The following is a 26,638-nucleotide window of genomic DNA, read 5'->3' on the forward strand; positions in this document are numbered from 1 at the left end:
CAGGAGACAAACGATGCTTTTACTATAGTACCAGGGGGGGATAGGATGAGCGCAGCGGTTAGCGAGCGAATCAACATATTAGTCGTGGACGATCGTCCGGAAAATTTGGTGGCGCTCGAAGCGCTGCTGTCGTCGAAATACGTCAATCTCGTGAAATGCGATTCTGGGGAAGCCGCGCTCAGATATTTGTTGAAAGAGGACTGCGCCCTCATCCTGCTGGACGTCCAGATGCCCGGGATGGACGGTTACGAAACCGCCCAGCTCATCAAGACGAGGGAGCGGTGCAAGGACATCCCGATCATTTTCATCACGGCGATCAACAAAGACCCGGAGCATGTCCATTACGGCTATGCCCTCGGCGCCATCGATTATATTTTCAAGCCGTTCGACCCGGACACGCTGAAAGCGAAGGTCGACAGCTTGCTAGAAATGCATTTGAGCAGCCAGAGGCTGGTCGAGCAGACGAGGCTGCTGAACGAGAAAACGAAGGAGCTGGAGCAGGCGAACGCGAGGCTGCTACGGCTCGCCGCCGATCTGCAGCGGGCGGAAGCGATGGCGAAGGTGATCGGGGAGACGTCGTCGGACACGATGATCACGTTCGACGAAGAAGGCGTGATCACCTCCGTCAATCCGGCCGTGACCCGCATGTTCGGCTATGCCCGGGAGGAGGTGCTCGGCGGGTCGATCGACCGGCTGTTCCGGGAACCGTTCCTGCGGCGTTATGTCCGGTCGGGCGAAACGCCTTGGCCGAACGAGGATACGCTTGAGCTGGAAGCGATCGACCGCGGCGGCGCGTTGTTCCCGGCGGAGGTGCAGCTGCACGAGACGCGCCTCGAGCAGCGCCGGATCTACGCCTGCACGATCCGGGACGCCACCGAACGGAAGGCGCAGCTCGAGCAGCTCGAGTACATGGCCTTGCACGACATGCTGACGGGGCTGCCGAACCGCATCCATCTGCACGAGGCCGTTCGCCGTCGCCGCGGGGAGCCGTTCGCGCTCATCATGTTCGACTTGGATCATTTTAAGACGATCAACGATACGCTTGGGCATTCGTACGGGGACGAGCTGCTGAAATGCTTGAGCCGCGAGCTGCTCGCTCTCGTGCCGGCGGACGGCGTCGTCGCGCGGATGGGCGGGGACGAATTCGCCGTCCTGCTGCCGAACAGCGGCGCCGCAGAGGCCGAGCGGGCGGTCCAGAGCATGATTCAGATCATCGAACAACCCGTGTCGGTCGACGGCATTACGCTCGCGGTCGGCGTCAGCATGGGCATCGCGCTCAGTCCGACGCACGGCGACGACCCGGAGACGCTGCTTCGATGCGCCGACGTCGCGATGTACTCCGCGAAGACGAGCAGCGTCGGCTACGCCGTCTACGACAAGTCGGCGGACGGCAACAGCCCGTACCGGCTGTCGCTGATGGGCGATTTGCGCAGCGCCGTCGAGAAGGGGCAGTTCCGCCTTCATTACCAGCCGAAGCTCCGGATCGGCTCCCGCTCCGTCGCCGGCGTCGAGGCGCTGCTCCGCTGGGAGCATCCCGAGCACGGGTTCGTGCCGCCCTGCGATTTCATCCCGCTCGTGGAGCAAACCGGCTTCATCCATACCCTCACCTTGTGGGTGCTGGAAGAGGCGATCCGCCAATGCAAGGCGTGGGAGGATGCCGGCATCGACCTGCCGGTGGCGGTCAACTTATCCGTACGCTGCCTTCAGCATCAGCAGTTTCCCCAATTGGCGTCCGGCTTGCTGAGAAAATATAGGCTGCCGGAGCATAAGCTGCAGCTCGAAATTACCGAAAGCTTCCTGATGGCCGACACGGCCCGGGCGACGATCGTGCTGGAGCAGCTGCACCGCAGCGGCATTCGCCTCGCGATCGACGATTTCGGCACCGGCTTTTCCTCGCTCGCCTATTTGAAGCAGCTGCCCGTCTCCCAAGTGAAAATCGACAAATCGTTCGTCATGTCCATGCAGAAGGACGACAGCAGCGCGATGATCGTGCGCTCGATCATTCAGCTCGCCCACAATTTGCGCATGGGCGTCGTCGCCGAAGGCGTCGAATGCGCCGAAGCATGGGAGACGCTGAGCGGCTGGGGCTGCGACGAGGCTCAAGGCTTCTACATCGCGAAGCCGCTGCCCGCGGACGCCTTCGAAGCGTGGCTTAGGGACGAATGCGACGACGCGCGCTGGACGAAGGGCGGGGACGGCGCATGAGCGGCCGCGACTTGACCGACGAGGAGCTGCTGCGCCTGATCCGCGAGCTGGGAGGCGGCGGCGGTTCGCCGCTCGCGCCGTCGAAGTCCGATCGTTCGGTTCGGGCGGACGGCAGCTGGGCGATGATCGTCGGGGGCGACGTCGCGATCCATTACGGCGCCGGCTTCGCCGCGGGCGACATCGTCATGGAGGCGAAGCCGCCCGTCAAGCTGTACGTCAACGGCGCCGCGGTCGACGGGAAGGCGATATTGGAGAAAGGGGACCGGGTCGGGTGGAGCGTGGAAGAGCCGCCGATGTTCCGGATCCATGTTTCGCCGGACGGGATTCAAGCGCACCTGCATATCCGCGCGGCGGTACGGAAGCCGTGGCGGCTGCTCCCGAAGGAAGCTTCCTCGCACCTCGTCCTGGAGGCGGGGGAAGACGAGGAGGGGGCCGCGCAGCCGTTAAGCGCCGCGGACGTCATCGGCCGCATTCACGAGATGGGCGTCTCGTGCAATTTGAACTTGCCGGCCATCCTGCAGGAAATCGCCGAGCCTACATACGAGCCCGTGTTGATCGCCCGGGGCGTCGAGCCGATCCCGAGCCGGGACGCCGAGCTGACGTTGTATTTCGCGGAGCGGATCGAGAGCGTGTTCCGCGAAACGGACGGTTCGATCGACTTCAAGAACCATCTTCGCATTCCGCAGGCGGCCGCGGGGGAGCGGATCGCGAGGCGAACAGCCCCCGTGCCGGGCGTCGCCGGCCGCAACGTGTTCAACCAAGCGATCGTGCCGCCCGCTCCGGCGGACGTCCCGATCCGCGCCGGACGTTACGTCGACATAACGCCCGACGGCGATGTCATCGCGCTGAAGGCCGGAAGGCCGAAGCTGTCGGGGGATCGCGTGAAGCTGTTCGACATCACGACGGAATACGTCGTGTTCGGGGACGTCGACCTTGCGAAGGGCAATATCGTCTTCTCCGGGGACGTCGTCATCTACGGCGACGTGCTGGAGGGGATGATCGTCGAATCGCTCGGCAACACGTACGTGTTCGGCAACGTATACGGCGCCACGATTACGGCGACGGGCAGCATCTACATCTCCGGCAACGCGACCAACAGCTATTTGTACTCCGGGTATTTCGGCGTCGTCTATAACCGGTTGTATTCGTACACGAAGGCGCTCGGCGAACAGCTGGAGTCGCTGCTCGCGGCGGCGGCGGAGCTAGAACGCGCCGTCCGGGCGCAGGGCAGAACCGCCCGGGTCGGGCACCTGCTCGCGACGCTCGCCTCCGCGAAATTCGCGGGCGTGCCGAAGACGATCCAGGAGTCGCTGGCTGCCCTGACGCATGTGCGCAGGACGGACGGCGAAGAATGGGGCGACCTGCGCCGGCAGCTGGAAGCCGTCTCCGGGCCGCTCGGCTTCCTCGGGCTGGCGTCGGCGGAGCCGCTGGAGCGGCTGCGCGAGCTGGCCTCTAGGTCGTTCGAGACGATCGAGCGGATGCAGGAGCGCCAGGTGACGATCCAGTTCGCACAGTGCAACGGTACGACGGTCAAGTCGAACGGCGACATCGCGGTAACGAAGGAGGGGACGTTCCAAAGCCGCCTCTTCGCCCGGGACGGAATCGTATTTAAGAGCAGCGGCGCCGTCTGCCGCGGCGGGGAGCTGGAAGCCGGCGGCCTCATCGCGCTTATGTCCGTCGGCGGCCAAAGCGGCGGGGAAGCGGTCATCCGCTCCAACCAGCGCATCTTGGCAGAGCGGATTTACATGGCGAAGCTGTGCATCGGGCGAAGCGAGCAGTACGTGCAGCGGCCGATGCAGCAGGTGACCGCGTATTTGAACCGCGGCCGGCTCATCGTCGAAGGAGAAGCGATATAACAGAACGAGGGAGAGGCCGCCTTGGCCTCTCCCTCGTTCCGTTAACGCGTGCCGATCGGCGTCTTCGGCTCTCCCGCCGGCGCGCCGTCCTCGGCGCCGGCGGCGCGGCGCGGCCGCCCGCGCTTCTTCGGCGCGGCGGGAGCGCCCGCCCCTGCGCCGGTCCCGGCTCCGGCCGGCGCGCCCGCGCGGTCCGTCGCCGCGGCGATGTCCGGCGTCTTGCCCTGCGCCGCTTGGAGCGACGCCTGCAGCGCGCTCATGAGATCGATGACGTTCGTCCGGCGCTGCTCCGGCACGACTTCGATCTCTTGGCCCGCGACCTTCGCTTGGATGAGCCCCATCACCTGCTCGCGGTAGTCGTCGTGATATTTCGACGGATCGAACGGTACGGACAGCTGCTCGATGAGCATCTTCGCCATCAGCAGCTCCTTCTCGCTTACGGCGCCGCGAACCGTCTGGAGGTTCGGCACGTTGGCGGCGGAGCGCACCTCGTCCGGATAAAAGATCGTCTCCATGCTGATGCAGCCGTCCACGATCCGGATCGCCGCGAGCGACGATTTGTTGCGGATCGTCACTTTGGCGATGCCGATTTTTCCCGTATCCTGCAGCGCGGCGAGCAGCAGACCGTACGCGTTCGCGCCGGTGTCGCCGGGGCCGAGATAATACGTTTTCTGAAAATAAATCGGATCGATCTCGCTTAAGTTGACGAAGTCGACGATTTTAATTTCGCGGCTCGCGTCCGCGGAGAGCGCGTCCAATTCGTCCTTGTCGAACCGGACGAAGCGCCCTTTTTCGTATTCGAAGCCTTTGACGATTTCTTCGTTCTCGACGGGTTCCTCGCAGTGGGGGCAGCGGCGGCTGTACGAAATCGGCGTGCCGCATTTGCGGTGCAGCATACGCATCGAGATGTCCTTGTCTTCCGTTGCGGCGTACATTTTGACCGGGATGTTGACAAGCCCGAAGCTGATCGCGCCTTTCCAGATCGTATGCATAACATAAGCCTCCCGCGGATCGTTTCCATGTAGTATGGCACGATCAGGAGGAGGCTATCGAATTAATTGATAATTTTTTCGATTTCGACATCGCTTCGCGCGAGATCGACGAACGCGTCGCCGACCCGGACGAGGGGCTTGAACAATTCGGTCGTATGATTGAGAATGATTTCTCCCACTTGGCCGTTCGTGAGCACCGCCGTTTTGCCGATAAAGTTCGGGATCATGCGGCGGATGAACGTTTGCGCGATGAGCGGATCCAGCTCGGTGAAGCTCAGATCGTACAATTCCTTCAGCACGACGAACAAATCTTGCTTCGCTTTGTAGACGCGCGAGGAAATCATGGCGCTGTAAATGTCGGCGACCGCGACGATTTTGGACACCGGATGAACCCATTCGTACGTGATGCCGAACGGATACCCTTTGCCGTTGGCGCGTTCGTGATGCTGGAGCGCGGCGTAGGCGGCCACGCGGTCCTGAATGCTGTTCATGACGATTTCGTAGCCGTATTCGGTATGCTTTTTGATTTCGTTGTATTCTTCTTCGGTGAGGCGGCCCGGCTTCTGCAAAATCGTACGATGGATTTTGCTTTTGCCGATATCGTGCAAAAATCCGGCTTTACCGATCGCGTACGCTTCTTCGTCCGAATGGTTCAGCCATTTGGCGATATAGAAAGACAGCATGCCGACTTGGATGCAGTGCTCGTACGTATAATCGTCGTTCGAGTTCAGCGTCAGCAGCAAGTTGACGACGTCGGTTTGCTCCTGCATGGACGCGATCAAGGGATCGTACGTTCGGTCGATCGTCTCCGGCGTCACGAAGCCGAGCTGATATGCTTGGTCGAACATCGACTTCATCCCCTTGACCGCCTCGTCGTACGGCTTCTGGAACGGAGGCTCCGGCGCGGCCTGCGCTTTCGCGGCGAGCGGGCGCGCGTCGTCGACTTCGACGTATTCGATTTGGTGGCGCAGCAAGAGGCCGATATGGATGTCGTTGACCACGGTGCCCGGGGCCACGATATGCAAACCGCTCGGCGTGAACACATGCTCGCGGATCGTGTCGCCCGCTTGCAGTTTCGTGATGTGCAGCCTCATGATGGGAAGCACCTCGAATTGGAATTGTCGCCCATCTATGATATAGCACTTTCGGAGTATTGTCGATCGAAAGTTGGGGAACTGGTGAAACGATTTGCGCCGATGGTCGTAGGTCCGGACGACTCCCCTTTTTTACGGCAAATGAACGACTGATAAACGAGCAGTTTCGGGGTACGCTATGTTCGAAACGAGAGGAAACGGAGGGATCGCGATGGACGTCAACCGCGCGCAGGAAATCATCAACAGTCCGAAGCAGTACGAAGTGGAACTGGACGGCAAAAGCGTGTGGCTCGACAGCGTCGATTCGACGACGAAGACGGCGACCGTGCACGAGCAGGAAGGGCAATATCAGCGCTCGATGACGGTGCGCGTCGACCAGTTGAAGGAAATCGGCGAAGTCGAAGCGAGAATGTAAAGCGGGAAAGGGCGCCGGAAGGCGTCCTTTTTTTGCTTTTTTCGGGGAAAGCTTTTGAATTGTATGCGGCCGACGGATAAAGTAGAGTTGTACATATCGAAGGACGGAGAAGGAGGGGGACGATGAACGCGGCTAAGACAGCGGGATGGACGCTGCAGCGTAAAATCGCTAGCTTCACCGTGCTGCTCGTCGTTCTCATTTTGCTCCAAATCGCGCTGCTGACGTTCTACTCGATCTCGCGCATCGTCGAACGGCAAATCGGCGACCGCGCCCTCCATATCGCGGAACAGGTCGCCGCCGCGCCCGAAATCGCGCAAGGGTTCTCGTCGGAACACCCGAGCGCCGTCATTCAGCCGTTCGCCGAACGCATCCGCGTGTTGACCGGCGCGGAATTTATCGTCGTCGGCAACGCGGAAGGCATCCGCTACTCCCACCCGCTTCCGGAGCGGATCGGACAGGAGATGGTCGGGGGCGACAATGACAGGGCGCTGGCGCAGGGGGAGTCGTACGTCTCGAAAGCGAGGGGCTCGCTCGGGCTGTCTCTCCGGGGGAAAGCGCCGATCCGGAACGAACAAGGCGACATTATCGGGATCGTGTCCGTGGGGTTTTTGTTGGAAGACATCCAGCAGATCCTTGTCGGGTACGGGCAGGCGATCGCGGGCGTCGCCGTCTCGGGCCTCGCCGTCGGCGCCGCCGGGGCGGTCGTGCTGGCGAGGAGCATCAAGCGGACGATGTTCGGCTTAGAACCCGAAGAAATTTCGTCTCTGTACCACATCCGGGACGCGGTCATTCAATCGATTCGCGAAGGCATTCTCGTGGTCGATCGGGAGGGCGCGATCGCTCTATTGAATCAAACGGCGCGCGACATTTTGCAGGTGCCGGAAGGCGAAGAGCCGATCGGGCGCCCCGTCACTCGTTACTTGCCGAACGGAGAATTGCTTGAGGTACTGCGGTCGGGGGATCGGCAGCTGGACGTCGAAACCGTCGTCGCCGGGAAGCCGGTCATCGCGAACCGCATCCCGGTGCGGTCGAACGGCGAAACGATCGGCGTCGTCTCGAGCTTCCGGCTGAAATCGGAGATCGACCAGCTGACGGAGGAGCTGTCGCAGGTGCGCCGGTATACGGAAGCGCTGCGCGCCCAAACCCACGAGTACAACAATTTCCTATATACGATTTCCGGTCTGCTGCAGCTCGGCGCGCACGAGGAGGCGCTGGAGCTCATCCACAGGGAATCGTCCGCGGCGCGGGACGCGATCCAGCTCATTTCCGAGCGCATTCGCGATCCGTCGCTCGGCGGCATCCTGCTCGGCTTCATGAACCGCGCGCGCGAGCTGAAGGTCGATTTGACGCTGGACCCGGAAAGCTCGGTCGGGCGGCTGCCCGACCGCATTCCTCCGGAAGCCGTCATTTCCGTGCTCGGCAACCTGGTGACGAACGCGTTCGAGGCGGTGGCGAGGAACGACGAGGCGGACCGGCGCGTCCGCATCTTTCTGCTCGATATCGGGGACGATCTGCTGCTCGAAGTCGAGGATTCGGGGCCGGGCGTCGACGAGGCGGAGGCGCCGCGATTGTTCGAGCTCGGCTACACGACGAAGGACGCGGGAAACGGCAAGCGGGGGTACGGCCTCGCGAAGGTGAGGGAGACGGCGGCGCGGCTCGGCGGCGACGTCGCCGTCGAGCGGGGCGAGCTCGGGGGCGCGCTGTTCATCGTGGCGATCCCGAAGGAAGGGAGGACGCAGGACGGATGGAATCGGTGATCGATGTATTGATCGTAGAGGACGAGCCGCGCATCGCGGACATCCACCGGCGGTTCGCGGAGAAGCTGGAGGGCTTCCGCGTCGTCGGGACCGCCGCGACGGGCGAGGAAGCGAAGGAATGGCTGAGCGCGTGCCGGCCGCATTTGGTGCTGCTCGACGTGTATTTGCCGGATATGCGCGGCGTCGAACTGGTGGCGTTCCTTCGCGGGGAGGGGATCGACGCCGACGTCATCATGATCACGGCGGCGTCGGAGACGGACGTCGTCCGGCAGGCGCTGCAAGGCGGCGCGTTCGATTATATCGTGAAGCCGCTCACGTTCGAGCGGTTCAAGAGCAGCCTCGAGAGATATAAGCGAGCGCGGGATCGGCTTCGCGGGGAGGGGCGGCTCACGCCGGAGCAGATCGAGGAGCTGTGGCCGGGCGGCGCGGTCCGTTCCGCCGAGGAGGAGGCCGTGCCCGGCGACGCGCCGAAAGGGATCGATCCGCTGACGCTGGAGCGGGTGCTCGAGCATATTCGACGCGGCGGGGAAGACGGCGTCACGGCGGAAGCGCTCGGCGCCGCGGCCGGTCTCAGCCGTTCGACGGCCCGGCGGTACCTCGAGTATCTCGTGTCGGCGCGGCGGCTCGCCGTGCGGTTGAACTATGGAACGATCGGCCGGCCGGAGCGGCGATACGTCGTCAAGACGCAGCCGTAACCCCCTGTTCGCCGGCCGCCGAACCGGCGCGTGACCAAAATGAACAAAATGAAAAAAACGAACTCAATGCGACTTATGACCGCAAACTAGGTGCGGTCATTTTTATTTGGTACATTGAGATAGCGCTTACAATAAAGCGCATACATCCGATGAAAACGGGGGATTTACTCATGAAGACACTACGGTTCGGCAAAATGCCGGCATTGATTCTTGCAAGCGCTTTGACGTTAACGCTCGCGGCGTGTTCCGGCTCGGCGGGCGGCGGGGCCGCGTCGTCGTATCCGGAGCGGGCGATCACGATGGTCGCGCCGTCGGGCGCGGGCGGCGGCTGGGACAAGACGGCGCGCTCGATCGCCAAGGCGCTGGGCGAAACGAAGCTCGTCGAGCAGTCGATCACCGTCGAGAACAAGCCGGGCGGCGGCGGGGCCGTCTTCATGGCCGAGTACGCGACGGCGGACGTTAAGAACGACTACAAGCTGTTCGTCAATTCGCCGCCGATTTTGATCAACCACAACAAGAAAGAAGGCAACAGCCCGTACGGGTACAAGGACACGACGCCGCTCGCGCAGCTGACGGAGGATTTCGGGGCGATCGTCGTCGGAGCGGACTCGGCGTTCGACGATTTAGCGGAGCTGCTTGCAGCGATCAAGAACGACCCGTCGTCCGTCACCGTCGCAGGCGGTTCGGCGCCGGGCTCGATGGACCATCTGATCGCCGTTCTGCCGGCATTCAAGTACGGCATCGACCCGAAAGCCGTGAAATATGTGTCGTACGACGGCGGCGGCGAAGCGGTGGCGGCGCTGCTCGGCGGTTCGGCCGACGTGATCGCGACCGACGTTTCGGGCGTCGGGGAGTACTTGAAAGCGGGCAAGGTGAAGGTGCTCGGCATCAGCTCGGCGGAGCGGCTCGGCGGCGAGCTGAGCGAATTGAAGACGTTCAAAGAGCAGGGCGTGGACGCGGAATTCGTCATTTGGCGCGGCGTGTTCGGTCCGAAGAACATGTCGGAAGGCGCGAAGGCGTACTGGACGGAAAAGCTGCAGGCGCTGTCGGCAAGCGACGCGTGGAAGGCGGAGCTCGCGGCCAACGGCTGGGCGAGCGAGTACAAAAACGCGGACGATTTCGCGGCGTTCCTCGGGGAGCAGGACGTCTTGATCCAAGAGCTGCTCGGCGCTCTCGGCATGGCGAAGTAAAGGGGCGAGAAAATCATGAACCATACGTTCAGCCGCATCGCCGGCGCCGCCTTGTTCGTTCTGGGCGCGGCGTTCGTGTACGAGAGCCGCGGCATCTCGGAAAGCGCCTACGGCAGCAGCGTCGGGCCGAATTTGTTTCCGACGGGGCTCGGCATCGTGCTGATGCTGCTGTGCGCGCGCCTCATCTACGAAACGTTCCGCGAGCCGAAGCAGGCGAAGACGTCGGGGGGCGACGCGCCGCCTCCCGATTATAAGCGGTTCTCGCTCGTCTTGGGCTCGGCGCTGCTCTATGCGGTGCTGCTGCAGCCGATCGGCTATTTGATCACCACCTTCTTGTTCTTGACGTTTTGTTTTCAAGTGATGGAGAAAGGGAAGCTGTGGATGAGCGTCTTGATCTCCGGAGCGTTTACGCTCGGCGTCTACTATTTATTCGTCGAAGTGCTGCAAGGCTCGCTGCCCGGTCTCCCGGTCTGGTTCCGGTAACGCGCGGCCGCGCCGCTAGAGCATGAACGCGGAAGGGAGTTTCGCATGAATACATTTCAATTTTTGATGCAGGGCTTCGCGGAGGCGCTGCAGTGGCATAATCTCGTCTTCGCCTTCGTCGGCGTCCTGATCGGGACGGCGGTCGGCGTGCTGCCGGGCATCGGGCCGATGAGCGGCGTGGCGCTGCTCATTCCGGTGACCGCCTCGCTCACCGCGGGCCAGGACCCCGAGTCGGCGGCGGCGAGCGCCATCATTTTGCTGGCGGGCGTCTACTACGGCGCCATGTACGGCGGCTCGACGACGTCGATCCTGCTGAACACGCCGGGGGAATCGTCCTCCGTCGTCACCGCGCTGGACGGGTACCAGATGGCTCGCCAAGGGCGCGCCGGCGCGGCGCTCGCGATCGCGGCGATCGGCTCGTTCGCCGCCGGCATCGTCGCCTTGATCGGGCTCGTCGCGCTCGCGCAGCCGCTGTCGGCCGTCGCGCTGAAGTTCGGGCCGGCCGAATATTTCTCGCTCATGATTCTCGGTTTGTGCGCGGTCAGCGGCCTCGCCGGCAAATCGATGACGAAGGCGCTGATCATGACCGTGCTCGGGCTGCTGCTCGCGACGATCGGCATCGACAACGTGTCGGGCGTGGCGCGGTTCACGTACGGCGTTCCGGTGCTCTACTCGGGTCTCGAGTTTCTGACGGTCGCCGTCGGCTTGTTCGCTCTCGGCGAGGTGTTCAAGACGATCCTCGAGCGGGACGGCGGCGGCGGCGCCGCAGTCGCGCGCGTCGGGCGGATTTTGCCGACGAAGCGGGATTTGAAGGACAGCGCCGGCCCGATCATGCGCGGATCGCTGCTCGGCTTTTTCATCGGCATCCTGCCGGGCGCCGGCGCGACGCTGGCGTCGTTCTTCTCCTACATTCTGGAGAAGAAGCTCAGCAAAAACCCCAAGGCTTTCGGCCATGGCACGATCGCCGGCGTCGCGGCGCCGGAGTCGGCGAACAACGGCGCGTCGGGCGGCGCGCTCATCCCGCTGCTGACGCTCGGCATTCCGGGCTCCGGCACGACGGCGATTCTCATGGGCGCGCTCATCATGTACAACGTTCAGCCGGGACCGCTGCTGTTTTCGGACCACCCGACGATCGCCTGGGGGCTGATCGCCAGCATGTTTATCGGCAATCTGATGCTGCTGCTTTTGAACATGCCGCTCGTCAAAGTGTTCGCGAAAATCATCGAAACGCCGGCGAAATATTTGCTGCCGATCATTATCGCGATTTCGATTTTCGGCGTCTACGCGGTGCAGTTCACGACGTTCGACTTGGTGCTCTTGATCGGCTGCGGCGTCGCCGGCTACGCGCTGTCGAAGCATGATTTTCCGATCGCGCCGCTCGTCCTCGGCCTCGTGCTCGGACCGATGATCGAGAACAACCTTCGCCGCGCGCTCACGATCTCGAACGGGGATTTTCTTATTTTCGTGCAAAAGCCGGTGTCTCTCGCCTTTCTCGCGATCGCGGCGCTGTGGATGCTGATCCCGCTGCTGCTGAAACGCCGGGGGCGCAACGTCATCGTTAACGAGGAAGCATGAACGTCCTGCCGCTGATTTTGCTCGAGGTGATGCTGCCGTTCCTGTTGCTGGCGGGGCTCGGCGCGCTGCTGCAGCGGAGGCTTCGGTTCGACATGCGCACGCTCTCGAAAATCGTCAACGTGTATTTGCTGCCGGCGGTCTGCTTCGCGAAGCTGTACGAAAGTCCGATCGACGCTTCGGCCGCGTTCGTCGCGGTCGGGTTTTGGCTGCTGCTGAACGGGACGCTGACGGCGCTCGGCGCCGGGGCGGCGAAGCTGTGGCGCATCCGAGAGGACGACCGCCCGGTCGTGCGCAACGGCTTCGTCCTCAGCAACCAAGGGAATTACGGGCTGCCGGTGAGCGAGCTCGTGTTCGCGCACAGCCCGCTTGCGATGTCGGTGCAGGCGCTGCTGTCCGTCGTCCAGAACGTCTATACCTACACGTTCGGGACGGCGCAGTTCGCGAAACGGGGGAGAGGCGCGGCATTGTTGGCGCTGTCGACGGCGGCGCGAATGCCGGTGATGTACGCGCTGGCGGCGGCGCTGCTCTGCCGAACGTTCGGCTGGCGGCTGCCGGAACCGGTCTGGGAGCCGATCGCCGGCGTGGCGGACGCGTTCTTCGCGATCGCGATCTTGACGCTGGGAGCGCAGCTCGCGGACGCGAAAGCGCTCCGCTTGGGGCGCTCGCTGTGGGTCGCCGCGGCGGGGAGGCTGCTGCTGGCGCCCGCGGCCGCGCTGCTGCTCATCTGGTGCTTCCGCATGGACGGCCCGCTCGCGCAGGCGCTGTTCGCGGCCAGCTCGTACCCGATCTCGCGGAACAGCTCGCTTATTGCGCTAGAATACGGGAAAAGTCCGGACCTCGCCGCGCAGCTCGTCGTCGCGACGACGCTGCTCAGCGGCGTCACGGTGACGGCGGTTATCGCCGCGTCGCAGCTGTTGTGGTGATTTATTTTGAAGGGATGGGATTCTTATGGCAATTCCGGCGAACGCCAGCACGACGATCGTGCTTCGTCTTGAAATCGAGAAAGAGAAAGCTTCGTTCGGCCACATCGCGACCGCCATCGGGGAAGCCGGCGGCGACATCGTCGCGGTCGACGTCAATCGGCCGGGCAAAACGACGACCGTCCGCGACATTACGGTGAACGTCGCGGACGCGCTGCAGACGAAGGCGATCGTAGAGGTGCTGCGCGCTCTGGACGGCGTCACCGTGCTGCAGGTGTCCGACCAGACGTTCCTGCTTCATCTCGGCGGCAAAATCGAGGTGACGCCCAAAATCGCGATCAAGACGCGCGACGATTTGTCCCGCGTTTATACGCCGGGGGTGGCGCGCATTTGCACAGCCATCCACGAGGAGCCGAGCCGCGCCCACTCGCTGACGATCAAGCGGAATACGATCGCGGTCGTCTCGGACGGCTCCGCGGTGCTCGGCCTCGGCAACATCGGGCCGCTCGCGGCGATGCCCGTCATGGAGGGCAAGGCGATGCTGTTCAAGCAGATCGCGGGCGTCGACGCGTTCCCGATCTGTCTCGACACGCAGGACACCGAGGAAATCATCCGCACGATCAAGCTGATCGCGCCGGCGTTCGGCGGCATCAACCTCGAGGATATATCGTCGCCGCGCTGCTTCGAAATCGAAGAGCGGCTGACGGAGGAGCTCGACATTCCCGTGTTCCACGACGACCAGCACGGGACGGCGGTCGTGCTGCTGGCCGGGCTGTACAACGCGGTGCAGGTCGTGCGCAAGCGGCTCGAGGATTGCAAAATCGTCCTGTGCGGCGTCGGCGCGGCCGGCATCGCGTGCACGAAAATTTTGCTCGCGGCGGGCGCGACGAACATTATCGGCGTCGATCGCGGCGGCGCGCTCGTCCGGGGGCAGACGTACGGCCACGACGCCTGGAATTGGTACGCCGAGCATACGAACCCGAACCGGGAAGCCGGCACGCTGTCCGACGTCATCGCCGGCGCCGACATTTTCATCGGCGTATCGGGGCCGGGCGTGCTGACCCGCGAGGACGTGCGGCGCATGGCGAGGGACCCGATCGTGTTCGCGATGGCGAATCCGACGCCGGAAATTTCGCCGGAGGAAGCCGAAGGCGTCGTGCGCGTCATGGCGACCGGCCGGTCGGACTATCCGAACCAAATCAACAACGTGCTCTGCTTCCCGGGGCTGTTCCGCGGCGTGCTGAACTGCCGGGCGTCGCGGGTGACGGAGCGGATGAAGCTGGCGGCGGCGCGCGCGATCGCTTCGGTCGTCACGGACGAGGAGCGGAACGAGCACTATATCATCCCGAGCGTGTTCAACCAGTCGGTGGCGGATCGGGTGCGGGACGCGGTCATCGAGGCGGCGATCGAGGACGGCGTCGCGCGCCGCAGGCCGCGCTGATCGCCGCGCCGCCGATTTACCCGCTGCTAATTGATGCGCTGATTTACGGCTAATTCGGTATTCGGACGAGGGAACGGGGGGAGCGCGGTGAGCGGCATCGGCGCGAGCGCGATCGTGAGCATTAACCAGACGGCGAACCGGTTCCAATCCAGCATCGTGCTGCGATGGAAGGGGAAGGCGATCGACGTCAAAAGCATTCTTGGTCTCAGCCTGACGCTGCTGAGCTCGCAGGAGTATACGCTGGAGGTGCATGGGCCCGACGAAGCGGAGGCGAAAGCCGCGATGATCGCGGCGTTCGAGAAGCACGGGCTGCGGGTGATCGCGGGATAACGAGAAGGGCGCCGATGTTCGGCGCCCTTCTTTTTTGGTTCGGTTACGGGGAACGATTGGAATGCGGTATGTTGCGGCTTGTTGCGGCGCGGCTTATTGCGGTGACGCTTCGACGATGCTCCACGGCGTCGGCGTCGGCACGACCCGGTTCAAGCGGAAGCCCGCCCGCTCCAGCAGCGTCTTGTATTCCGCTTCCGTTCGTTCCTTCCCGGACGTGATCGCCAGCATCTCGAGATCGATCCACTTCGCGGGATGCGGCGCGTCGCCCGGCGGCACGACCGTCTCGATAAGCAGCAGCTTGGCGTCCGGGAGCATCGCGCGCCGGCAATTCGTTAAGATGAGCGCCGCTTCCGCGTCGTCCCAATCGTGGATGACGGCTTTGAGGACGTAAGCATCTCCGCCGCTCGGCACCGAAACGAAGAAGTCGCCCGCGACGCAGCGGCACCGCTCCGCGAGCCCTTGCGCCGCCGCGATGGCCGACGCGTCCGCGGCGACGGGCGCAAGGTCGTACAGGGTGCCTTGCGCGGCAGGGTGGGCTTTCAGAATTTCCGCCAGCAGTCCCCCTTGGCCGCCGCCGACGTCCACGATATGGCGGAACGGGGCGAAATCGTAGGCGGCGACGAGCGCCGCTTGAGAGCCGGTTAGGCTCGTCATCGCCCGCTGGAAGACGCCCGCGGCTTCCGCGTCGCCCGCGAGAAATTCGAACAGCGGCTTCCCGTGGACGCGCGCGAAGGCCGTCTCGCCGGTGCGCACGCTGTGCAGCAGCGACGTCCACGCGTCGCGGTGCCACGGCTCCCCGAACATGACGGCCGTATCGCGCAGCGATGCGGGATGGTCGCTTCGCAGGTAGGTGCCGAGCGGCCCGAGCTCGAATGCGTCCGCCTCGTTGCGGCGGACGATGCCCGCGCTCGCCGCCGCCCGCAGGACGCGGTACAGGCTTGGCGCGTGCGCCGCGGTCGCCTCCGCGAGCTCCTCCGCCGTCCGCGGGCCGTCCCGCAGCAGATCGGGAATGCCGAGCTTGGCGACGACATACAGCCCCTGCTGCACCATGCCGCCCATGATCATTTGATACAGCTGCCCGATCTCGTGGGCCGCTTGCTCTTGCGCCTTCCTTTGCGATTGCACTTGCGTTTGCTCTTGCGTTTGCGCGTTATCGTTCGACAATGTCCTCGCCCTCCGTTTTCGTCCCGGCCTTCGCCGCGATGAGTTTGCCGATTTCCCGTTCGATGTCGTCCCAGCTGTAGGAATAGTTATAAAATCCGAGGAATTTCCGCGTCGCCTCCGCGTCGGCGCCGACGAGCGCGTATGCCGCCTCCTGCTCCGGCGCGATCGGCGTATTTTTCGTCAGCTGGCAGCCCAGGAGGAAGTGCGCCATAAGCCGCTCCTCCATCGTTCGTTGGTATGCGGCCGCCATTGCTTCCCAGCTGCCGGTCCATTCATTAGGAGTCATGGAGGCGAGCAGTTCGGCGAGCGTTCTCGCCCCGAACAAGGCATCGTGCAGCCCGGTGCCGACCGTCGGGTCCTTGAACGTCAGCGCGTCGCCGACGAGCGCCCAGCCGGCGCCCATGCCTTGGTGCCAGTCGTTGTCGTAACCGACGAGCCCGCGCACCGGTGCGTCGAAGCGGGCGGCGCGCAGCCGCCGCGGCAGCGTCGTGGCGGCGAAGCCTTCGTCCACGAGCGCCCGTACGGCGGCCTCCGGATCGCGCTTCATCCGCTCGGCCCATTCCTTGTCCGTCAGCGGGAACATGACGCCGAGCGCGTATTGGCCGTCGCTCGTCGGGAAGGCGATCGCGTATTTATCGCCTTGGCGGTACAGCTCCGCGTGAAGCGGCCCGTCTTGCGTAAACCCGCTGACGTAAGCGACATAAGAGGCGAAGTCGGAAGGGACGTTCCGGAGGCGGGCGCTGCCCGCTAGCTTCCGCACGGTCGAGAGCCGGCCGTCGGCCCCGACGACCAGCTTCGCGGCGAACGCGGCGTTGCCGCGGCTGCCGCGGCGCTGACCGACGACGCCGGATACTTCGTCGCCGCGCTTCGTCAGCTCGGCGACGCGGAAGTTCTCGAGCGCCGTCACGTTCGGATGCGATTTCGCCCGCTCGAAGAAGATGCGGTCCAAGTGCGTGCGGCGGATGCACAAGCAATCGGCGTAGCCGCCGACGGCCGGGACGACGCCGTCGATGACCGCGCCGCCGAACTGGATGCGCAGTCGATTGTAGGTCGGGGTGTTCGTCGCGAGCAGCTCGTCGAGCACGCCGAGCTCCTGCAGCATGGCGAGGGAATTATTGAAAAAATTGTGCGTGGACAAGATGTCGCTGGGGAACGAGCCGCGGTCGCACAGCAACACGTCGAAACCGCGGCGGGCCAAATGACAGGCGAGCGCCGACCCGGCGACCCGGGCCCCAACGATAATGACGTCGTATTCCGTTTTCAAGCGATACGCCTCCGCTCTTCATTCCCGCGCGCCGAGGCGCGGGTACGTTCCAGTATATCGAGACGATGAGGAGATCTTCGTGATGCGCGATACGAAAATTATGAAGAACCGGCGAAGATTATTCGAAGAAAAACCCGGCTTCGCCGGAGCGGGGCGGGTGCCGATCGCCGACGCACGCGTGGGCGCAGGGGGCACTATGGGAAGGAAGTATGCAAAAGAAGAGGAGGGTGTTGTCTTCTTATGCATACGTGGTCCCCATAATGGGTTTGGATGCGGACGTTCGCGTGGACGCAGGAGGCACTATGGGAAGGAAGTATGCAAAAGAAGGGAATGGTGTTGTCTTCTAATGCATACGTGGTTCCCATAATAGGTTCGAATGCGGACGTTCGAGGGAACGCGGGAGGCACTATGGGAAGGGAGTATGCAAAAGAAGGGAATGGTGTTGTCTTCTTTTGCATACGTGGTTCCCATAATAGGTTCGATTCGTCAAGCTCCGCGGAAAGCCGAGGCGTGATGATGGCAATGCTAGGAATATCGGTTCCGCCGCTTACGGGTCGATGCGCTTTTCGCACACCGTGACTTGGAACACGGGCTTCATTCCCGCCTTCTCGTAAAGACGGTACGCGCCCGTCGGGTTGTCGGCGTCGACGCCGAGGGACACGACCGGCTGTCCCGCGCGGTACGAAGCCGCGAACGCTTGCCGGAGCAGCGCGAGGGCGAGACCGCGCCCGCGGTGCGGCCGGCGGACGCCGATGTGGTCGATGTAGAGCGTGTCGTCGTGCATGCGTCCGAGCGCGAAGCCGGCGACGCCGCCGTCGCCGCCGCGGGCGATCAGCCACCAGGCGGGCGAGAAGGACGGCCGGCGTGTCCGCTCGACCCAATCGTCGAAGGCCGGCCGCGCGAAATCCCAATGGTCCGCGAACGCCTCGGTGAAGGCTTCGTACACTTCGCGCTCGTCGCGGCCGGGGACGAACGCACGGACGACGACGCCTTCGGGCAAAGACGGCTCGGCCGGCGGCGCGTCCAGCTCGATGCGCATCCGGCGGAAATAGCGCGCCGGCGCGAAGCCTCGCGCGCGGAGCAGCGCCTGCGCGTCCTCGCGGGGCGTCGGGATGACGTTCTGCAGCCGTTGCGCCGCGCCGCTGTCCGCCGCGATCGCCGCCGCGCGCGCCTCGAGCAGCGACAGCAGCAGCGCGCCGACGCCTCGGCCCCGCGCCTCCGGCAGCACGAAGCCGTAGCTGGACAGCTTGTCGCCGCCGTCCTCCTCCAGGAAGGCGTAGCCGACGAGGCGGCCGTCGCCCGCGGCTTCAATGAGCCAAACGTTGTTGTTCAGGTCGAATTCCGACCACATGTCGAGCACGTCCTGCAGCACGATGTCGGGCGCGCCGACGTCTTCGAGGTCGCAGGCGGCGACGAGGTCGCATACCGCTTGCGCGTCTTCCGGCGTCGGCCGGCGCACGCGCCATTCGTCGTTCGTCGTCAAAGGCTTCGTCTCCTCGCATTTTCGAATCGTGACGTCTTCGACGCGGGGACGCGCTTCTCCTGCCGCTACGGCGCTTGCTTGCTTGCGGCGGCCCGCAGTCGCTATAATGTAGGGAAAGTTTGTCGGAAGCGGGCGGTGGCGGTGGACGAGTTTGCGTTAATCCGGCGGTTGACGGGCGGTCGCACGGGAGCGGAAGGGCCGCGCGGCGAGCGCGTCGTCGTCGGGATCGGCGACGATGCGGCGGTCGTCGCGCCGACGCCCGGGAAGCATATGGTTTTGACGGTCGACGCGATGGTGGAGATCGTCGATTTTCTCCCTTGGACGATGGACGACGAATCGATCGGCTGGAAGGCGATGGCGCAGAACGTCAGCGATTTGGCGGCGATGGGCGCGGAGCCGCGGTACGCGCTGGTCGCGCTCGCGGCGCCGAAGGGCTTCCCGCCGGAGCGGCTCGCGCGCTTGTACGCAGGCTTGTACGCCTGCGCGGACTTCTACGGCGTCGCGGTCGTCGGCGGCGATATGTCGACGTCTCCGGAGCGGGTGAGCGTCACGATTACGGCGGTCGGCGAAGTCGAGCCGGGCCGGGCGCTGCTGCGTTCGGGCGCGCGTCCCGGCGACGCCGTGTTCGTGACGGGGCCGCTCGGTCTCTCCGCCGCCGGGCTCGATTGGCTGCTGCGGCGCGAAGCGCCGGCGGAAGCGTGGGCGCCGCTCGTAGCGGCGCATCAGCGGCCGCGGCCGCGCCCGGAAGCGGGCCGCGCGCTCGTCGGGCTCGCGAACGCGCTCAACGACGTGAGCGACGGCCTCGCGAGCGAAGCGGGCGAAATCGCCGAAGCGTCGGGCGCGCGAGTCGTGCTGGACCTCGCAGCGATCCCGGTCGCTCCGGCTCTAGCCGACTACGCGGCGTTCGCGGGGCGCGACCCGCTCGATTTTATTTTGAGCGGCGGGGAAGATTACGAGCTCGTCGGCACGGTCGCGCCGGAGCGCGCGGAGGAGCTGCTTGCGGCGCTGCGCGAGGCGGGGGCGGAGCCCGCGATCATCGGCTTCGTCGAAGCGGGCGAGCCGGGCGCGGCGCTGCGCCGTCCGGACGGGAACATAGAGCCGCTCGGGAAGCGGGGGTACAACCATTTCGGTTGATCTTTCGCCGGAGTCGGGGTTGACGCTCGCAGGCTGCGTTCCGCGGGAACATTTTCATCATAAAAGGGGTTGTCGGTGTTGACGGAGTATCGATTCGAGGCGCGGGACGAGGCGGATACGGAACGGCTGGCGGCGCGGCTTGCGGCTCGGCTCGGTCCGGGCTCGGTGCTGGCGCTCGACGGCGATCTCGGGGCGGGGAAGACGCGGTTTTCCCAGGCGCTCGCGAAGGCGCTCGGCGTGAAGGAGCCGGTCAATTCGCCGACGTTCACGATCATTAAGGAGTATGAGGGGCGCGAGCTGCCCTTTTATCATATGGACGTGTATCGCATTTCGCAGGAAGAAGCGGAGGAGCTCGGTCTGGAGGAATATTTTTTCGGGTCCGGGGTGTGCGCGGTCGAGTGGGCGAGCTTGATCCCGGATGTGCTGCCGGCGGATTATTTGGAACTATACATCGGCACGGCGGGGGCGACGGAGCGGTCGTTCCTCGTGCGGCCGCACGGCGAGCCGTATGCCGCATGGTGCGCGGCGCTGGCGGACGAGGGGGTGCTTACGCGTGAGTGAGGAGCGAATGACGGCGGTTCCGGAAGGGCCGATGCTGGCGATCGATACGTCGACGGCGGCGCTGACGATGGCGCTCGTCGACGGGGAAACGGCGCTGGCCGAACGGACGGTGCAGGCCGAGCGCAACCATTCGGTGCGGCTGCTGCCGGAACTGGACGAGCTGCTGCGGTCGGCGGGGATGACGCCGCGCGATTTGCGGTCGATCGCGGTCGGCTGCGGACCCGGCTCGTACACGGGCGTGCGCATCGGCGTGACGATGGCGAAGACGTTCGCGTGGGCGCTCGGCTTGCCGGTGTACGGCGTATCGTCGCTGGCGGCGCTCGCGCTCGGCGGCTGGCGCGACGCGCTGGCGGGCACGGCGTCGGTGGACGCGCCCGCTTGGGTGGTGCCGGCGCTCGACGCGCGGCGCGGCCAGGCGTATACGGCGCTGTTCGCGGCGGACGACGCCGAAGGGCGCGCGCTGCGGCGGCTTCATGCGGACGCGGTGCTGCCGTTTCGCGAGCACGCTGCGGCATGGCTGCGGTCGGCGGAGCGGCCGGGGACGGTCGTGTTCGTCGGCGACGTAGAGGGCGGCTTCGCCGACATGCTCGACGCCGAAGCGGCGGGCTCCGGCGCGGTCGTGCTGCGGCGGGCGTGGACGATGTCGGCGCGGGACGTCGCCGCGGTCGCGCGGCAGCTCGGCGCGGCGGCTTTCGTACGCGATCCGCACGCGCTTGCGCCGAATTACGCGCAGCTGGCGGAAGCGGAAGTGAAGCTGATCGAAGCGGCCGCGGCGGCGGCGAAGGAGCGGGAACAGCTGTAGGCGGCGCCGGCTGGCTGCCTTCGAATCCGGCAGTCGTACGGCTGCAACGGATCGGATTGGGACGGTTTCGGAGAAAGGGGCGACGGCATGACTGCGGCGAAGGCGCCGGACGTGACGTTTCGGATGATGCGGTACGAGGATATACCGGAGGTGTGCGCGATCGAGATCGAGTCGTTCGCGACGCCGTGGTCGGAGCAGGCGTTCATGAACGAGCTGACGCATAATCAGTTCGCTCATTACGTCGTCATGGAGCACGAAGGGCGCTTGATCGGCTACGGCGGCATGTGGGTCATCATCGACGAGGCGCACGTGACCAACATTGCGGTGACGGGGGAGTTTCGCGGACGCAAGCTCGGCGAACGAATGCTGGCCGAGCTGGGCGATCGGGCCCGCCGTCTCGGCGCGAACCGAATTACCCTCGAGGTGCGGCCCAGCAACGTCGTCGCGAGACGGTTGTACGAGAAGTTCGGCTTCGAGGCGGTCGGCATTCGCCCGGGCTACTATTCCGACAACGGCGAAGACGCCATCATCATGTGGGCGGAGCTTCCGTTCGGGAACCACACGTAACGCCGCTTCCGGTCCGCTAGGATCGGGGGCGTTCTTGCTTCTATAGGAGGAATGGAAACCATGCAATCGAACGCGCGTAAGCGTGAGCTGATTTTGGCGGTGGAGACGAGCTGCGACGAGACGTCGGCGGCCGTCGTGGAGAACGGGACGACGATTTTGTCGAACGTCATCTCGAGCCAAATCGAAACGCACAAAAAATTCGGCGGCGTCGTCCCCGAAATCGCGTCCCGCAAACATGTGGAGACGATTACCCGCATTCTGGAGGAAGCGGTGCGCGAAGCCGGCGTGGAACTGCGGGACGTCGGCGCCGTCGCCGTGACGCAGGGCCCCGGCCTCGTCGGCTCGCTGCTCGTCGGCGTCATCGCCGCGAAATCGCTCGCGTACGCGCTCGGCGTGCCGCTCATCGGGGTGCATCATATCGCGGGACACATTTACGCGAACGCGCTCGTGCAGCCGCTGGAGTACCCGCTGACCGCGCTCGTCGTGTCGGGCGGCCATACCGAGCTCGTGCAGGTGGAGCGGGAGGGCGCGTTCCGCATCATCGGCCGGACGCGGGACGACGCGGTCGGGGAGGCGTACGACAAAGTCGCGCGCGCGATGGGGCTGCCGTACCCCGGCGGGCCGCACGTGGACAAGCTTGCGCAGCAGGCGGACGAGGAAATCGAGCTGCCGCGCGCCTGGCTTGAGGAAGATTCGTACGACTTCAGCTTCAGCGGCATCAAGTCGGCGGTGCTCGCGCAAGTGAACCAAGCGAAAATGAAAGGCGACGTCGTCAATAAGGCGGGCCTCTCGCTCGGCTTCCAGCGCTCCGCGATCGACGTGCTCGTCACGAAGGCGATGCGGGCGGTGCGGGAGCACGGCTCGCGGCAGCTGCTGCTGTGCGGCGGCGTGGCCGCCAACCAAGGCTTGCGTAAGGCGCTTGCCGAGGCGTGCGGGCAGGCGGGCGTGCCGCTCGCCGTGCCGCCGCTGTCGCTGTGCACGGACAACGCCGCGATGATCGCCGCCGCGGGCTATTTGAAGTGGAAGCGCGGCGAGTACGCCGCGCTCGACATGAAGGCGGAGCCGCTGTTTTCGCTCGAGGACTGGTCGGTTTCGGAGGGGTAAAAAGCGGCGCGTCACTGGGTAGTCGGCACTGGATAGCCGTTCCAAATTTCCCGTTGACGGGCCTTACGACCCATGCTACATTTAAATTAATCGAATCAACGCACGGAGCGAAAGCATCGCCCGGTTACTGCTTAGGAATAAGCGGTAGCTGGGCGTTTTTTGTTTTCGGCGTCCGGGAACCACGGGCTGTCAAGACGGAGGAGAGAGGCATGAGGAGATGGAGCGCGACGGGGCTGGGGCTGCTGCTGATGGCCGCCTCGGTGTTCGGTTTCAACCGGTACGCGGAACGGGTGGAACGGCAGGCGGCGACGGTAGAGGCGATCATGCCGACCCGGTTGATCGCGAGCGGGGAGACGGTGGACGCTTCGCTGCTGCGCCGCGTGCGCATCCCGAAGGAGGCGCTGCCGGACGACGCGCTTCGAGATGAAGGAAGCATCGTCGGCCGCACGGCGGTCGCGCCGATCGGCCCGAACGAGACGTTCGCCGCTTGGAAGCTGGCGAATCGGCAGCTGACGCCGAAGCCGGGAGAGCGGTACGTCAGCTTCCCGACGACGGACGTCACGAACGTCGGCAATATGCTGAGGCGCGGCGACCGCGTCGACGTGTGGGTCGAATTCGAGTCGCCCGTCATGCTGGGCGGAGCGGCGAAGGGCGCGCTGAAGGTGGCCGAGGGGGTGCGCGTCGCCAGCGTTCGGACCTCGGAAGGCGCGGAGGTCGGGGATACGTACGGGTACGACGCGCCGTTCCAGTCCGCTTCGACGCAGCGAGAGCGGGTGAGGGCGAGCGCGAACGGGAAGCCCGGCATGAATACGTTCATCATGACCGAACCGATTTACGAGGCGTTCGCGCTCGCGTCGCTCGTCGGCACGATCAAGCTGGCGCTGCCCGAGCCTTCGCTCGAGAGCGAAGCCGACGCGCGGGTCACCGACGAATTCGAAGCATATCGGAATCAATTGATGGCGGGGGAGGAGCCGACATGAGCCTATTGATCGGAATGAAGGAAGGCGAGGAGCTGGACCGGCTGCTCGAGGCGCTGCCGGCGGGGGCGGACCGGCGGACGGTCGCCCGTTCGAAGGAGTCGTTCTGGCGCGCGGCGGAGCAGCGGTTCGACGCCGTCCTGCTCCATGCGGAGCTCGTCGCGGACATGTATCCGTGGGAGTGGGCGGCGCGGCTGCGGGAGCGGCAGCCTTACGCGAAGATCGTTGTGTTTTTATGCGAAGAAGTGTACGACTCGCTATGGCTTGAGGTGGTTGAGCGGCTGTCGACGGAAGCGGGATTCGTCGCGACGCCGGTCGGGTGCGGTATGGAAGAACGGCGAGGCATCGCGCTGCAGACGCTGCTCGGGGAAGCGCCGCCGGCGGACGTCTCCCGAACGGGCGTCGTCGCCGCGGTGTGGTCCGCCGCCTGCAAGGACGGGGCGACGACGGTCGCCGCGAACGCGGCGTTGACGCTGGCCAGGGAAGCGCCCGGGCTCAGCGTCGGGCTGCTCGATTTGAACTTGAAAAATCCGGAGCTGCGGCTGCTGCTCGGCCATGCGGACGCCGGGCGGTCGAACGCGTCGCTGCGGCCGAAGCTGCAGACCGGGTCGCTGACGACCGCGGAGCTGCTCGCCGCGACGGCGCCGTTCCGCAGAACGCCGAATTTGCGGCTGCTGTGCGGCACGCACCGGCGCGACACGGCGGGGGACGTGAGCGCCGATATGATGGGCACGCTGCTGGCCGTGTGCCGCCGGACGTTCGACGTGACGGTCGTCGACGTCTCCTCGTACCCGGACAACGCCGCTACCGTCTGCGCCGTACGCGGAGCGGACGCGCGTTGGCTTGTGGCGTCCAATCGGCCGAGCTCTTACCTCTGGAGCTGGGGCGAATGGTACGAGTGCTACTGGAAGCACTGCGGGATCTCTCCCGCGGACGCGGAGCTCGTCTGCAACCGGTACGACCCGGCGGGCGATCCGCCGGAGAAGGCGGCCGCGGCGATCGGCATGAAGCTCGCGGCCGTGCTGCCGAACGTGCCGGGCGGCGCGGGACTCCGGCTGTCGGAGCTCGGGAAGCCGCTGGCGGACGCGCCGCAGGCGGAGCCGTTCGCGGCGGAAATGTACCGGCTCGCGAGCCGGCTGCACGTGCTGGCGGGCAAGGCGCCGCTCCCGGAGCGGCGGTCGGCGCGCCGGCGCTACGGCTTCATGTCGATGATTTCAAGCTTATTTTAAGGAGGCGGGAACATGACAGGGTTGTCGATGCGGCCGAGGGCCCGGTTCGATCCCGCCAAATATCGGCGCGAGCTGCTTCAGGCGGAACGGTCCGCTCCCGGCGGCGAAGCGCAGCGCACGGTGTCGCTGCAGGAGGCGTCCCGCATCGTATATGAGCGCCTGACCGAACGATCGAAACGAGACGAGAGCTTGTATAACGATATTTTGAACGCCGGACTCGGCGAGCCGGGGGCGCAGGCGCGAATGAAGGCGACGATCGATACGCTGTTGTCCGAATTTCGGCTGGAAATCGACCCGAGCACGATGATCGACGATTTGTCGCCGACAGACTGCGTGTTCGCCACCGCCTGCGGCGCCGGCTTGATCGAAGATTTGAAGCAGCAGCCGGACGTGGAGGAGGTGCAGGTGATCGGCCGATCCATCTACGTCATTCGGGAAGGGAGGCAGACGCTGCACCATCGGACGTTCTCGAGCCTCGAGGAGGTGCGGCTTGTCCAAGACCGGTTGGCGCTTTGCGGCAAGAAACCGATCAGCGAACGTCAGCCGTTCGTACAGTCGTACTTATGGAACCGGTCCCGGCTGGTTATGACGAGGGAGCCGTATACGGACGTGCCGAGCATTCATATCCGCAACTTTATCGTGAAGGACGTCACGCTCGCCAAGCTGGTCGAGCTCGGCACGATCGATGCGCGAACCGCGGAACTGCTGGCGCTGCTCGTTCGTTACCACGCCAGCTTTCTGATCGGAGGCGGGACGAACACGGGGAAGACGACGTTCTTGTATGCGCTGGCTTCGGAAATTCCGGAGGAAGAGCGGATTCGGACGCTGGAGAAAGAGTTCGAAATCGCGCTGCGGGAGCGGCTCGGCGGCCGGAGGAACATTTTGGCCGCGCGCGAGACGCTCGAAGCGGATCTGCCCATGGAGGAAGCCTTCAAACCGCTGCTCGTCATGAGCCCCGAGTGGGTCATCGTCGGCGAGGCGAAAGGGGCGGAAGTCGCGCAGATGGTGCAAGGCGCGCTGCGGGGGCACGACGTGATGGGGACGATGCATACGAAGTACAGGGAGTCGTTCCTCTCCGACGTCGTCGACATGTTGAAGCAGGACGGGAGAAGCCACGATACGCTAGATGCGAAACGGCGAATCGCGCGAGCGTTCAATATCCTGATCTTTCTGCGCCTCGTGAAGGACGGCGAACGAATGCGGCGGGTCGCGACCGAGGTGACGGAGCTGCACGTCGACGAAGACGGGAAGCCGGCCGCCAAACCGCTAGTGCTGTGGGACTACGAACGCAAAACGTGGACCTTCACCGGGACCTCGCTCAGCGCGCCGCTGCGAAATCACTTGCTATCTCGCGGAGCCGACCCGGAGCCGTTCCGCAGACTGGGGGTATGGCCGTGACCGAG

24 protein-coding genes are annotated in these 26,638 nt (G+C 64.8%); 19 read left to right on the forward strand and 5 right to left on the reverse strand.

What is annotated here, in order from left to right; translation table 11 throughout:
• Window positions 1–45: 45 nt before the first annotated feature.
• Entirely contained in the window at window positions 46–2,205 is a 2,160-nt protein-coding gene (locus VE009_RS14565) for a two-component system response regulator (RefSeq protein ID WP_325008795.1), read from the forward strand.
• Window positions 2,202–4,061, forward strand: a complete 1,860-nt coding sequence (locus VE009_RS14570) for a FapA family protein (RefSeq protein WP_325008797.1) — start codon at window positions 2,202–2,204, stop codon at window positions 4,059–4,061. Before VE009_RS14565 ends, VE009_RS14570 begins: the two co-directional genes overlap by 4 nt.
• Window positions 4,062–4,102: 41 nt before the next feature.
• Here the strand turns inward: VE009_RS14570 and VE009_RS14575 are convergent, their stop codons facing one another.
• Window positions 4,103–5,050, reverse strand: a complete 948-nt coding sequence (locus tag VE009_RS14575; RefSeq protein ID WP_325008799.1) for a Ku protein — start codon at window positions 5,048–5,050, stop codon at window positions 4,103–4,105.
• Window positions 5,051–5,112: 62 nt separating this feature from the next.
• A complete protein-coding gene (locus tag VE009_RS14580) occupies window positions 5,113–6,144 on the reverse strand; it encodes an HD-GYP domain-containing protein (RefSeq protein WP_325008801.1) in 1,032 nt (343 codons plus the stop codon).
• 211 nt (window positions 6,145–6,355) lie between these two features.
• On the opposite strand from VE009_RS14580, the gene VE009_RS14585 reads away from it, so the two are divergent.
• The 9 genes from VE009_RS14585 (at window position 6,356) to VE009_RS14625 (ending at window position 14,950) form a co-directional block, all read left to right on the forward strand.
• A complete protein-coding gene (locus tag VE009_RS14585; RefSeq protein ID WP_325008803.1) occupies window positions 6,356–6,559 on the forward strand; it encodes an H-type small acid-soluble spore protein in 204 nt (67 codons plus the stop codon).
• Window positions 6,560–6,681: 122 nt separating this feature from the next.
• A complete protein-coding gene (locus VE009_RS14590) occupies window positions 6,682–8,316 on the forward strand; it encodes a sensor histidine kinase (RefSeq protein WP_325008805.1) in 1,635 nt (544 codons plus the stop codon).
• Window positions 8,304–9,011, forward strand: a complete 708-nt coding sequence (locus VE009_RS14595; protein ID WP_325008807.1) for a response regulator — start codon at window positions 8,304–8,306, stop codon at window positions 9,009–9,011. The genes VE009_RS14590 and VE009_RS14595 overlap by 13 nt, the downstream gene beginning before the upstream one ends.
• Before the next feature lie 170 nt (window positions 9,012–9,181).
• Window positions 9,182–10,201 (forward strand): tripartite tricarboxylate transporter substrate binding protein, encoded by a 1,020-nt coding sequence (locus VE009_RS14600; protein WP_325008809.1) that lies wholly within the window; start codon window positions 9,182–9,184, stop codon window positions 10,199–10,201.
• A gap of 15 nt (window positions 10,202–10,216) precedes the next feature.
• Complete coding sequence (locus VE009_RS14605) at window positions 10,217–10,684, forward strand: tripartite tricarboxylate transporter TctB family protein (protein WP_325008811.1); 468 nt, start codon at window positions 10,217–10,219, stop codon at window positions 10,682–10,684.
• Window positions 10,685–10,729: 45 nt separating this feature from the next.
• Entirely contained in the window at window positions 10,730–12,259 is a 1,530-nt protein-coding gene (locus tag VE009_RS14610; RefSeq protein ID WP_325008812.1) for a tripartite tricarboxylate transporter permease, read from the forward strand.
• The gene (locus tag VE009_RS14615; protein ID WP_325008814.1) at window positions 12,256–13,182 is read left to right on the forward strand and encodes an AEC family transporter; all 927 of its coding nucleotides are present in this window, start codon (window positions 12,256–12,258) and stop codon (window positions 13,180–13,182) included. The genes VE009_RS14610 and VE009_RS14615 overlap by 4 nt, the downstream gene beginning before the upstream one ends.
• A gap of 25 nt (window positions 13,183–13,207) precedes the next feature.
• Window positions 13,208–14,620: an NAD-dependent malic enzyme gene (locus VE009_RS14620; RefSeq protein WP_325008815.1), complete on the forward strand. Its 1,413-nt coding sequence runs from the start codon at window positions 13,208–13,210 to the stop codon at window positions 14,618–14,620.
• An 87-nt stretch (window positions 14,621–14,707) separates the two neighbouring features.
• Window positions 14,708–14,950, forward strand: a complete 243-nt coding sequence (locus tag VE009_RS14625; RefSeq protein ID WP_325008817.1) for an HPr family phosphocarrier protein — start codon at window positions 14,708–14,710, stop codon at window positions 14,948–14,950.
• Window positions 14,951–15,043: 93 nt separating this feature from the next.
• Here the strand turns inward: VE009_RS14625 and VE009_RS14630 are convergent, their stop codons facing one another.
• The 3 genes from VE009_RS14630 to VE009_RS14640 all read right to left on the reverse strand — a co-directional run bounded on the left by VE009_RS14630 (window position 15,044) and on the right by VE009_RS14640 (window position 18,861).
• Window positions 15,044–16,114, reverse strand: a complete 1,071-nt coding sequence (locus VE009_RS14630; RefSeq protein WP_325008819.1) for a methyltransferase — start codon at window positions 16,112–16,114, stop codon at window positions 15,044–15,046.
• Window positions 16,101–17,378, reverse strand: coding sequence for an NAD(P)/FAD-dependent oxidoreductase (locus VE009_RS14635; RefSeq protein ID WP_325008821.1), 1,278 nt, complete (start codon window positions 17,376–17,378; stop codon window positions 16,101–16,103). The genes VE009_RS14630 and VE009_RS14635 overlap by 14 nt, the downstream gene beginning before the upstream one ends.
• Window positions 17,379–17,925: 547 nt before the next feature.
• Window positions 17,926–18,861, reverse strand: a complete 936-nt coding sequence (locus VE009_RS14640; RefSeq protein ID WP_325008822.1) for a GNAT family N-acetyltransferase — start codon at window positions 18,859–18,861, stop codon at window positions 17,926–17,928.
• A gap of 141 nt (window positions 18,862–19,002) precedes the next feature.
• On the opposite strand from VE009_RS14640, the gene thiL reads away from it, so the two are divergent.
• The 8 genes from thiL to VE009_RS14680 all read left to right on the forward strand — a co-directional run bounded on the left by thiL (window position 19,003) and on the right by VE009_RS14680 (window position 26,633).
• Window positions 19,003–19,995, forward strand: coding sequence for a thiamine-phosphate kinase (gene thiL, locus VE009_RS14645; RefSeq protein WP_325008824.1), 993 nt, complete (start codon window positions 19,003–19,005; stop codon window positions 19,993–19,995).
• 78 nt (window positions 19,996–20,073) lie between these two features.
• The gene (gene tsaE / locus VE009_RS14650; protein WP_325008826.1) at window positions 20,074–20,556 is read left to right on the forward strand and encodes a tRNA (adenosine(37)-N6)-threonylcarbamoyltransferase complex ATPase subunit type 1 TsaE; all 483 of its coding nucleotides are present in this window, start codon (window positions 20,074–20,076) and stop codon (window positions 20,554–20,556) included.
• Window positions 20,549–21,358, forward strand: a complete 810-nt coding sequence (gene tsaB / locus VE009_RS14655; protein ID WP_325008828.1) for a tRNA (adenosine(37)-N6)-threonylcarbamoyltransferase complex dimerization subunit type 1 TsaB — start codon at window positions 20,549–20,551, stop codon at window positions 21,356–21,358. The genes tsaE and tsaB overlap by 8 nt, the downstream gene beginning before the upstream one ends.
• Window positions 21,359–21,445: 87 nt before the next feature.
• A complete protein-coding gene (gene rimI / locus VE009_RS14660; protein WP_325008830.1) occupies window positions 21,446–21,925 on the forward strand; it encodes a ribosomal protein S18-alanine N-acetyltransferase in 480 nt (159 codons plus the stop codon).
• Window positions 21,926–21,985: 60 nt separating this feature from the next.
• Window positions 21,986–23,029 carry a tRNA (adenosine(37)-N6)-threonylcarbamoyltransferase complex transferase subunit TsaD gene (gene tsaD, locus VE009_RS14665; RefSeq protein WP_325008832.1) on the forward strand — a complete coding sequence of 348 codons (1,044 nt, stop codon included), beginning with the start codon at window positions 21,986–21,988 and terminating at the stop codon, window positions 23,027–23,029.
• Between the two features lie 209 nt (window positions 23,030–23,238).
• A complete protein-coding gene (gene cpaB / locus VE009_RS14670; protein ID WP_325008834.1) occupies window positions 23,239–24,009 on the forward strand; it encodes a Flp pilus assembly protein CpaB in 771 nt (256 codons plus the stop codon).
• Window positions 24,006–25,235, forward strand: a complete 1,230-nt coding sequence (locus VE009_RS14675) for a hypothetical protein (protein ID WP_325008836.1) — start codon at window positions 24,006–24,008, stop codon at window positions 25,233–25,235. The genes cpaB and VE009_RS14675 overlap by 4 nt, the downstream gene beginning before the upstream one ends.
• A 12-nt stretch (window positions 25,236–25,247) precedes the next feature.
• Window positions 25,248–26,633, forward strand: a complete 1,386-nt coding sequence (locus VE009_RS14680) for an ATPase, T2SS/T4P/T4SS family (RefSeq protein ID WP_325008837.1) — start codon at window positions 25,248–25,250, stop codon at window positions 26,631–26,633.
• Window positions 26,634–26,638: the final 5 nt, after the last annotated feature.

The sequence above is a fragment of the Paenibacillus sp. genome (assembly GCF_035645195.1).
GTDB lineage: Bacteria > Bacillota > Bacilli > Paenibacillales > YIM-B00363 > Paenibacillus_AE.

Bases quoted from the DNA above. Each gene is read 5' to 3' on its own strand.
- VE009_RS14585 (WP_325008803.1), top strand. From the start codon at position 6,356: ATGGACGTCAACCGCGCGCAGGAAATCATCAACAGTCCGAAGCAGTAC.
- VE009_RS14675 (WP_325008836.1), top strand. From the start codon at position 24,006: ATGAGCCTATTGATCGGAATGAAGGAAGGCGAGGAGCTGGACCGGCTG.
- VE009_RS14595 (WP_325008807.1), top strand. From the start codon at position 8,304: ATGGAATCGGTGATCGATGTATTGATCGTAGAGGACGAGCCGCGCATC.
- cpaB (WP_325008834.1), top strand. From the start codon at position 23,239: ATGAGGAGATGGAGCGCGACGGGGCTGGGGCTGCTGCTGATGGCCGCC.
- VE009_RS14575 (WP_325008799.1), bottom strand. From the start codon at position 5,050: ATGCATACGATCTGGAAAGGCGCGATCAGCTTCGGGCTTGTCAACATC.
- VE009_RS14615 (WP_325008814.1), top strand. From the start codon at position 12,256: ATGAACGTCCTGCCGCTGATTTTGCTCGAGGTGATGCTGCCGTTCCTG.
- rimI (WP_325008830.1), top strand. From the start codon at position 21,446: ATGACTGCGGCGAAGGCGCCGGACGTGACGTTTCGGATGATGCGGTAC.
- VE009_RS14610 (WP_325008812.1), top strand. From the start codon at position 10,730: ATGAATACATTTCAATTTTTGATGCAGGGCTTCGCGGAGGCGCTGCAG.
- VE009_RS14570 (WP_325008797.1), top strand. From the start codon at position 2,202: ATGAGCGGCCGCGACTTGACCGACGAGGAGCTGCTGCGCCTGATCCGC.
- VE009_RS14620 (WP_325008815.1), top strand. From the start codon at position 13,208: ATGGCAATTCCGGCGAACGCCAGCACGACGATCGTGCTTCGTCTTGAA.
- VE009_RS14580 (WP_325008801.1), bottom strand. From the start codon at position 6,144: ATGAGGCTGCACATCACGAAACTGCAAGCGGGCGACACGATCCGCGAG.
- VE009_RS14680 (WP_325008837.1), top strand. From the start codon at position 25,248: ATGACAGGGTTGTCGATGCGGCCGAGGGCCCGGTTCGATCCCGCCAAA.
- tsaD (WP_325008832.1), top strand. From the start codon at position 21,986: ATGCAATCGAACGCGCGTAAGCGTGAGCTGATTTTGGCGGTGGAGACG.
- VE009_RS14590 (WP_325008805.1), top strand. From the start codon at position 6,682: ATGAACGCGGCTAAGACAGCGGGATGGACGCTGCAGCGTAAAATCGCT.
- VE009_RS14600 (WP_325008809.1), top strand. From the start codon at position 9,182: ATGAAGACACTACGGTTCGGCAAAATGCCGGCATTGATTCTTGCAAGC.
- VE009_RS14605 (WP_325008811.1), top strand. From the start codon at position 10,217: ATGAACCATACGTTCAGCCGCATCGCCGGCGCCGCCTTGTTCGTTCTG.
- VE009_RS14565 (WP_325008795.1), top strand. From the start codon at position 46: ATGAGCGCAGCGGTTAGCGAGCGAATCAACATATTAGTCGTGGACGAT.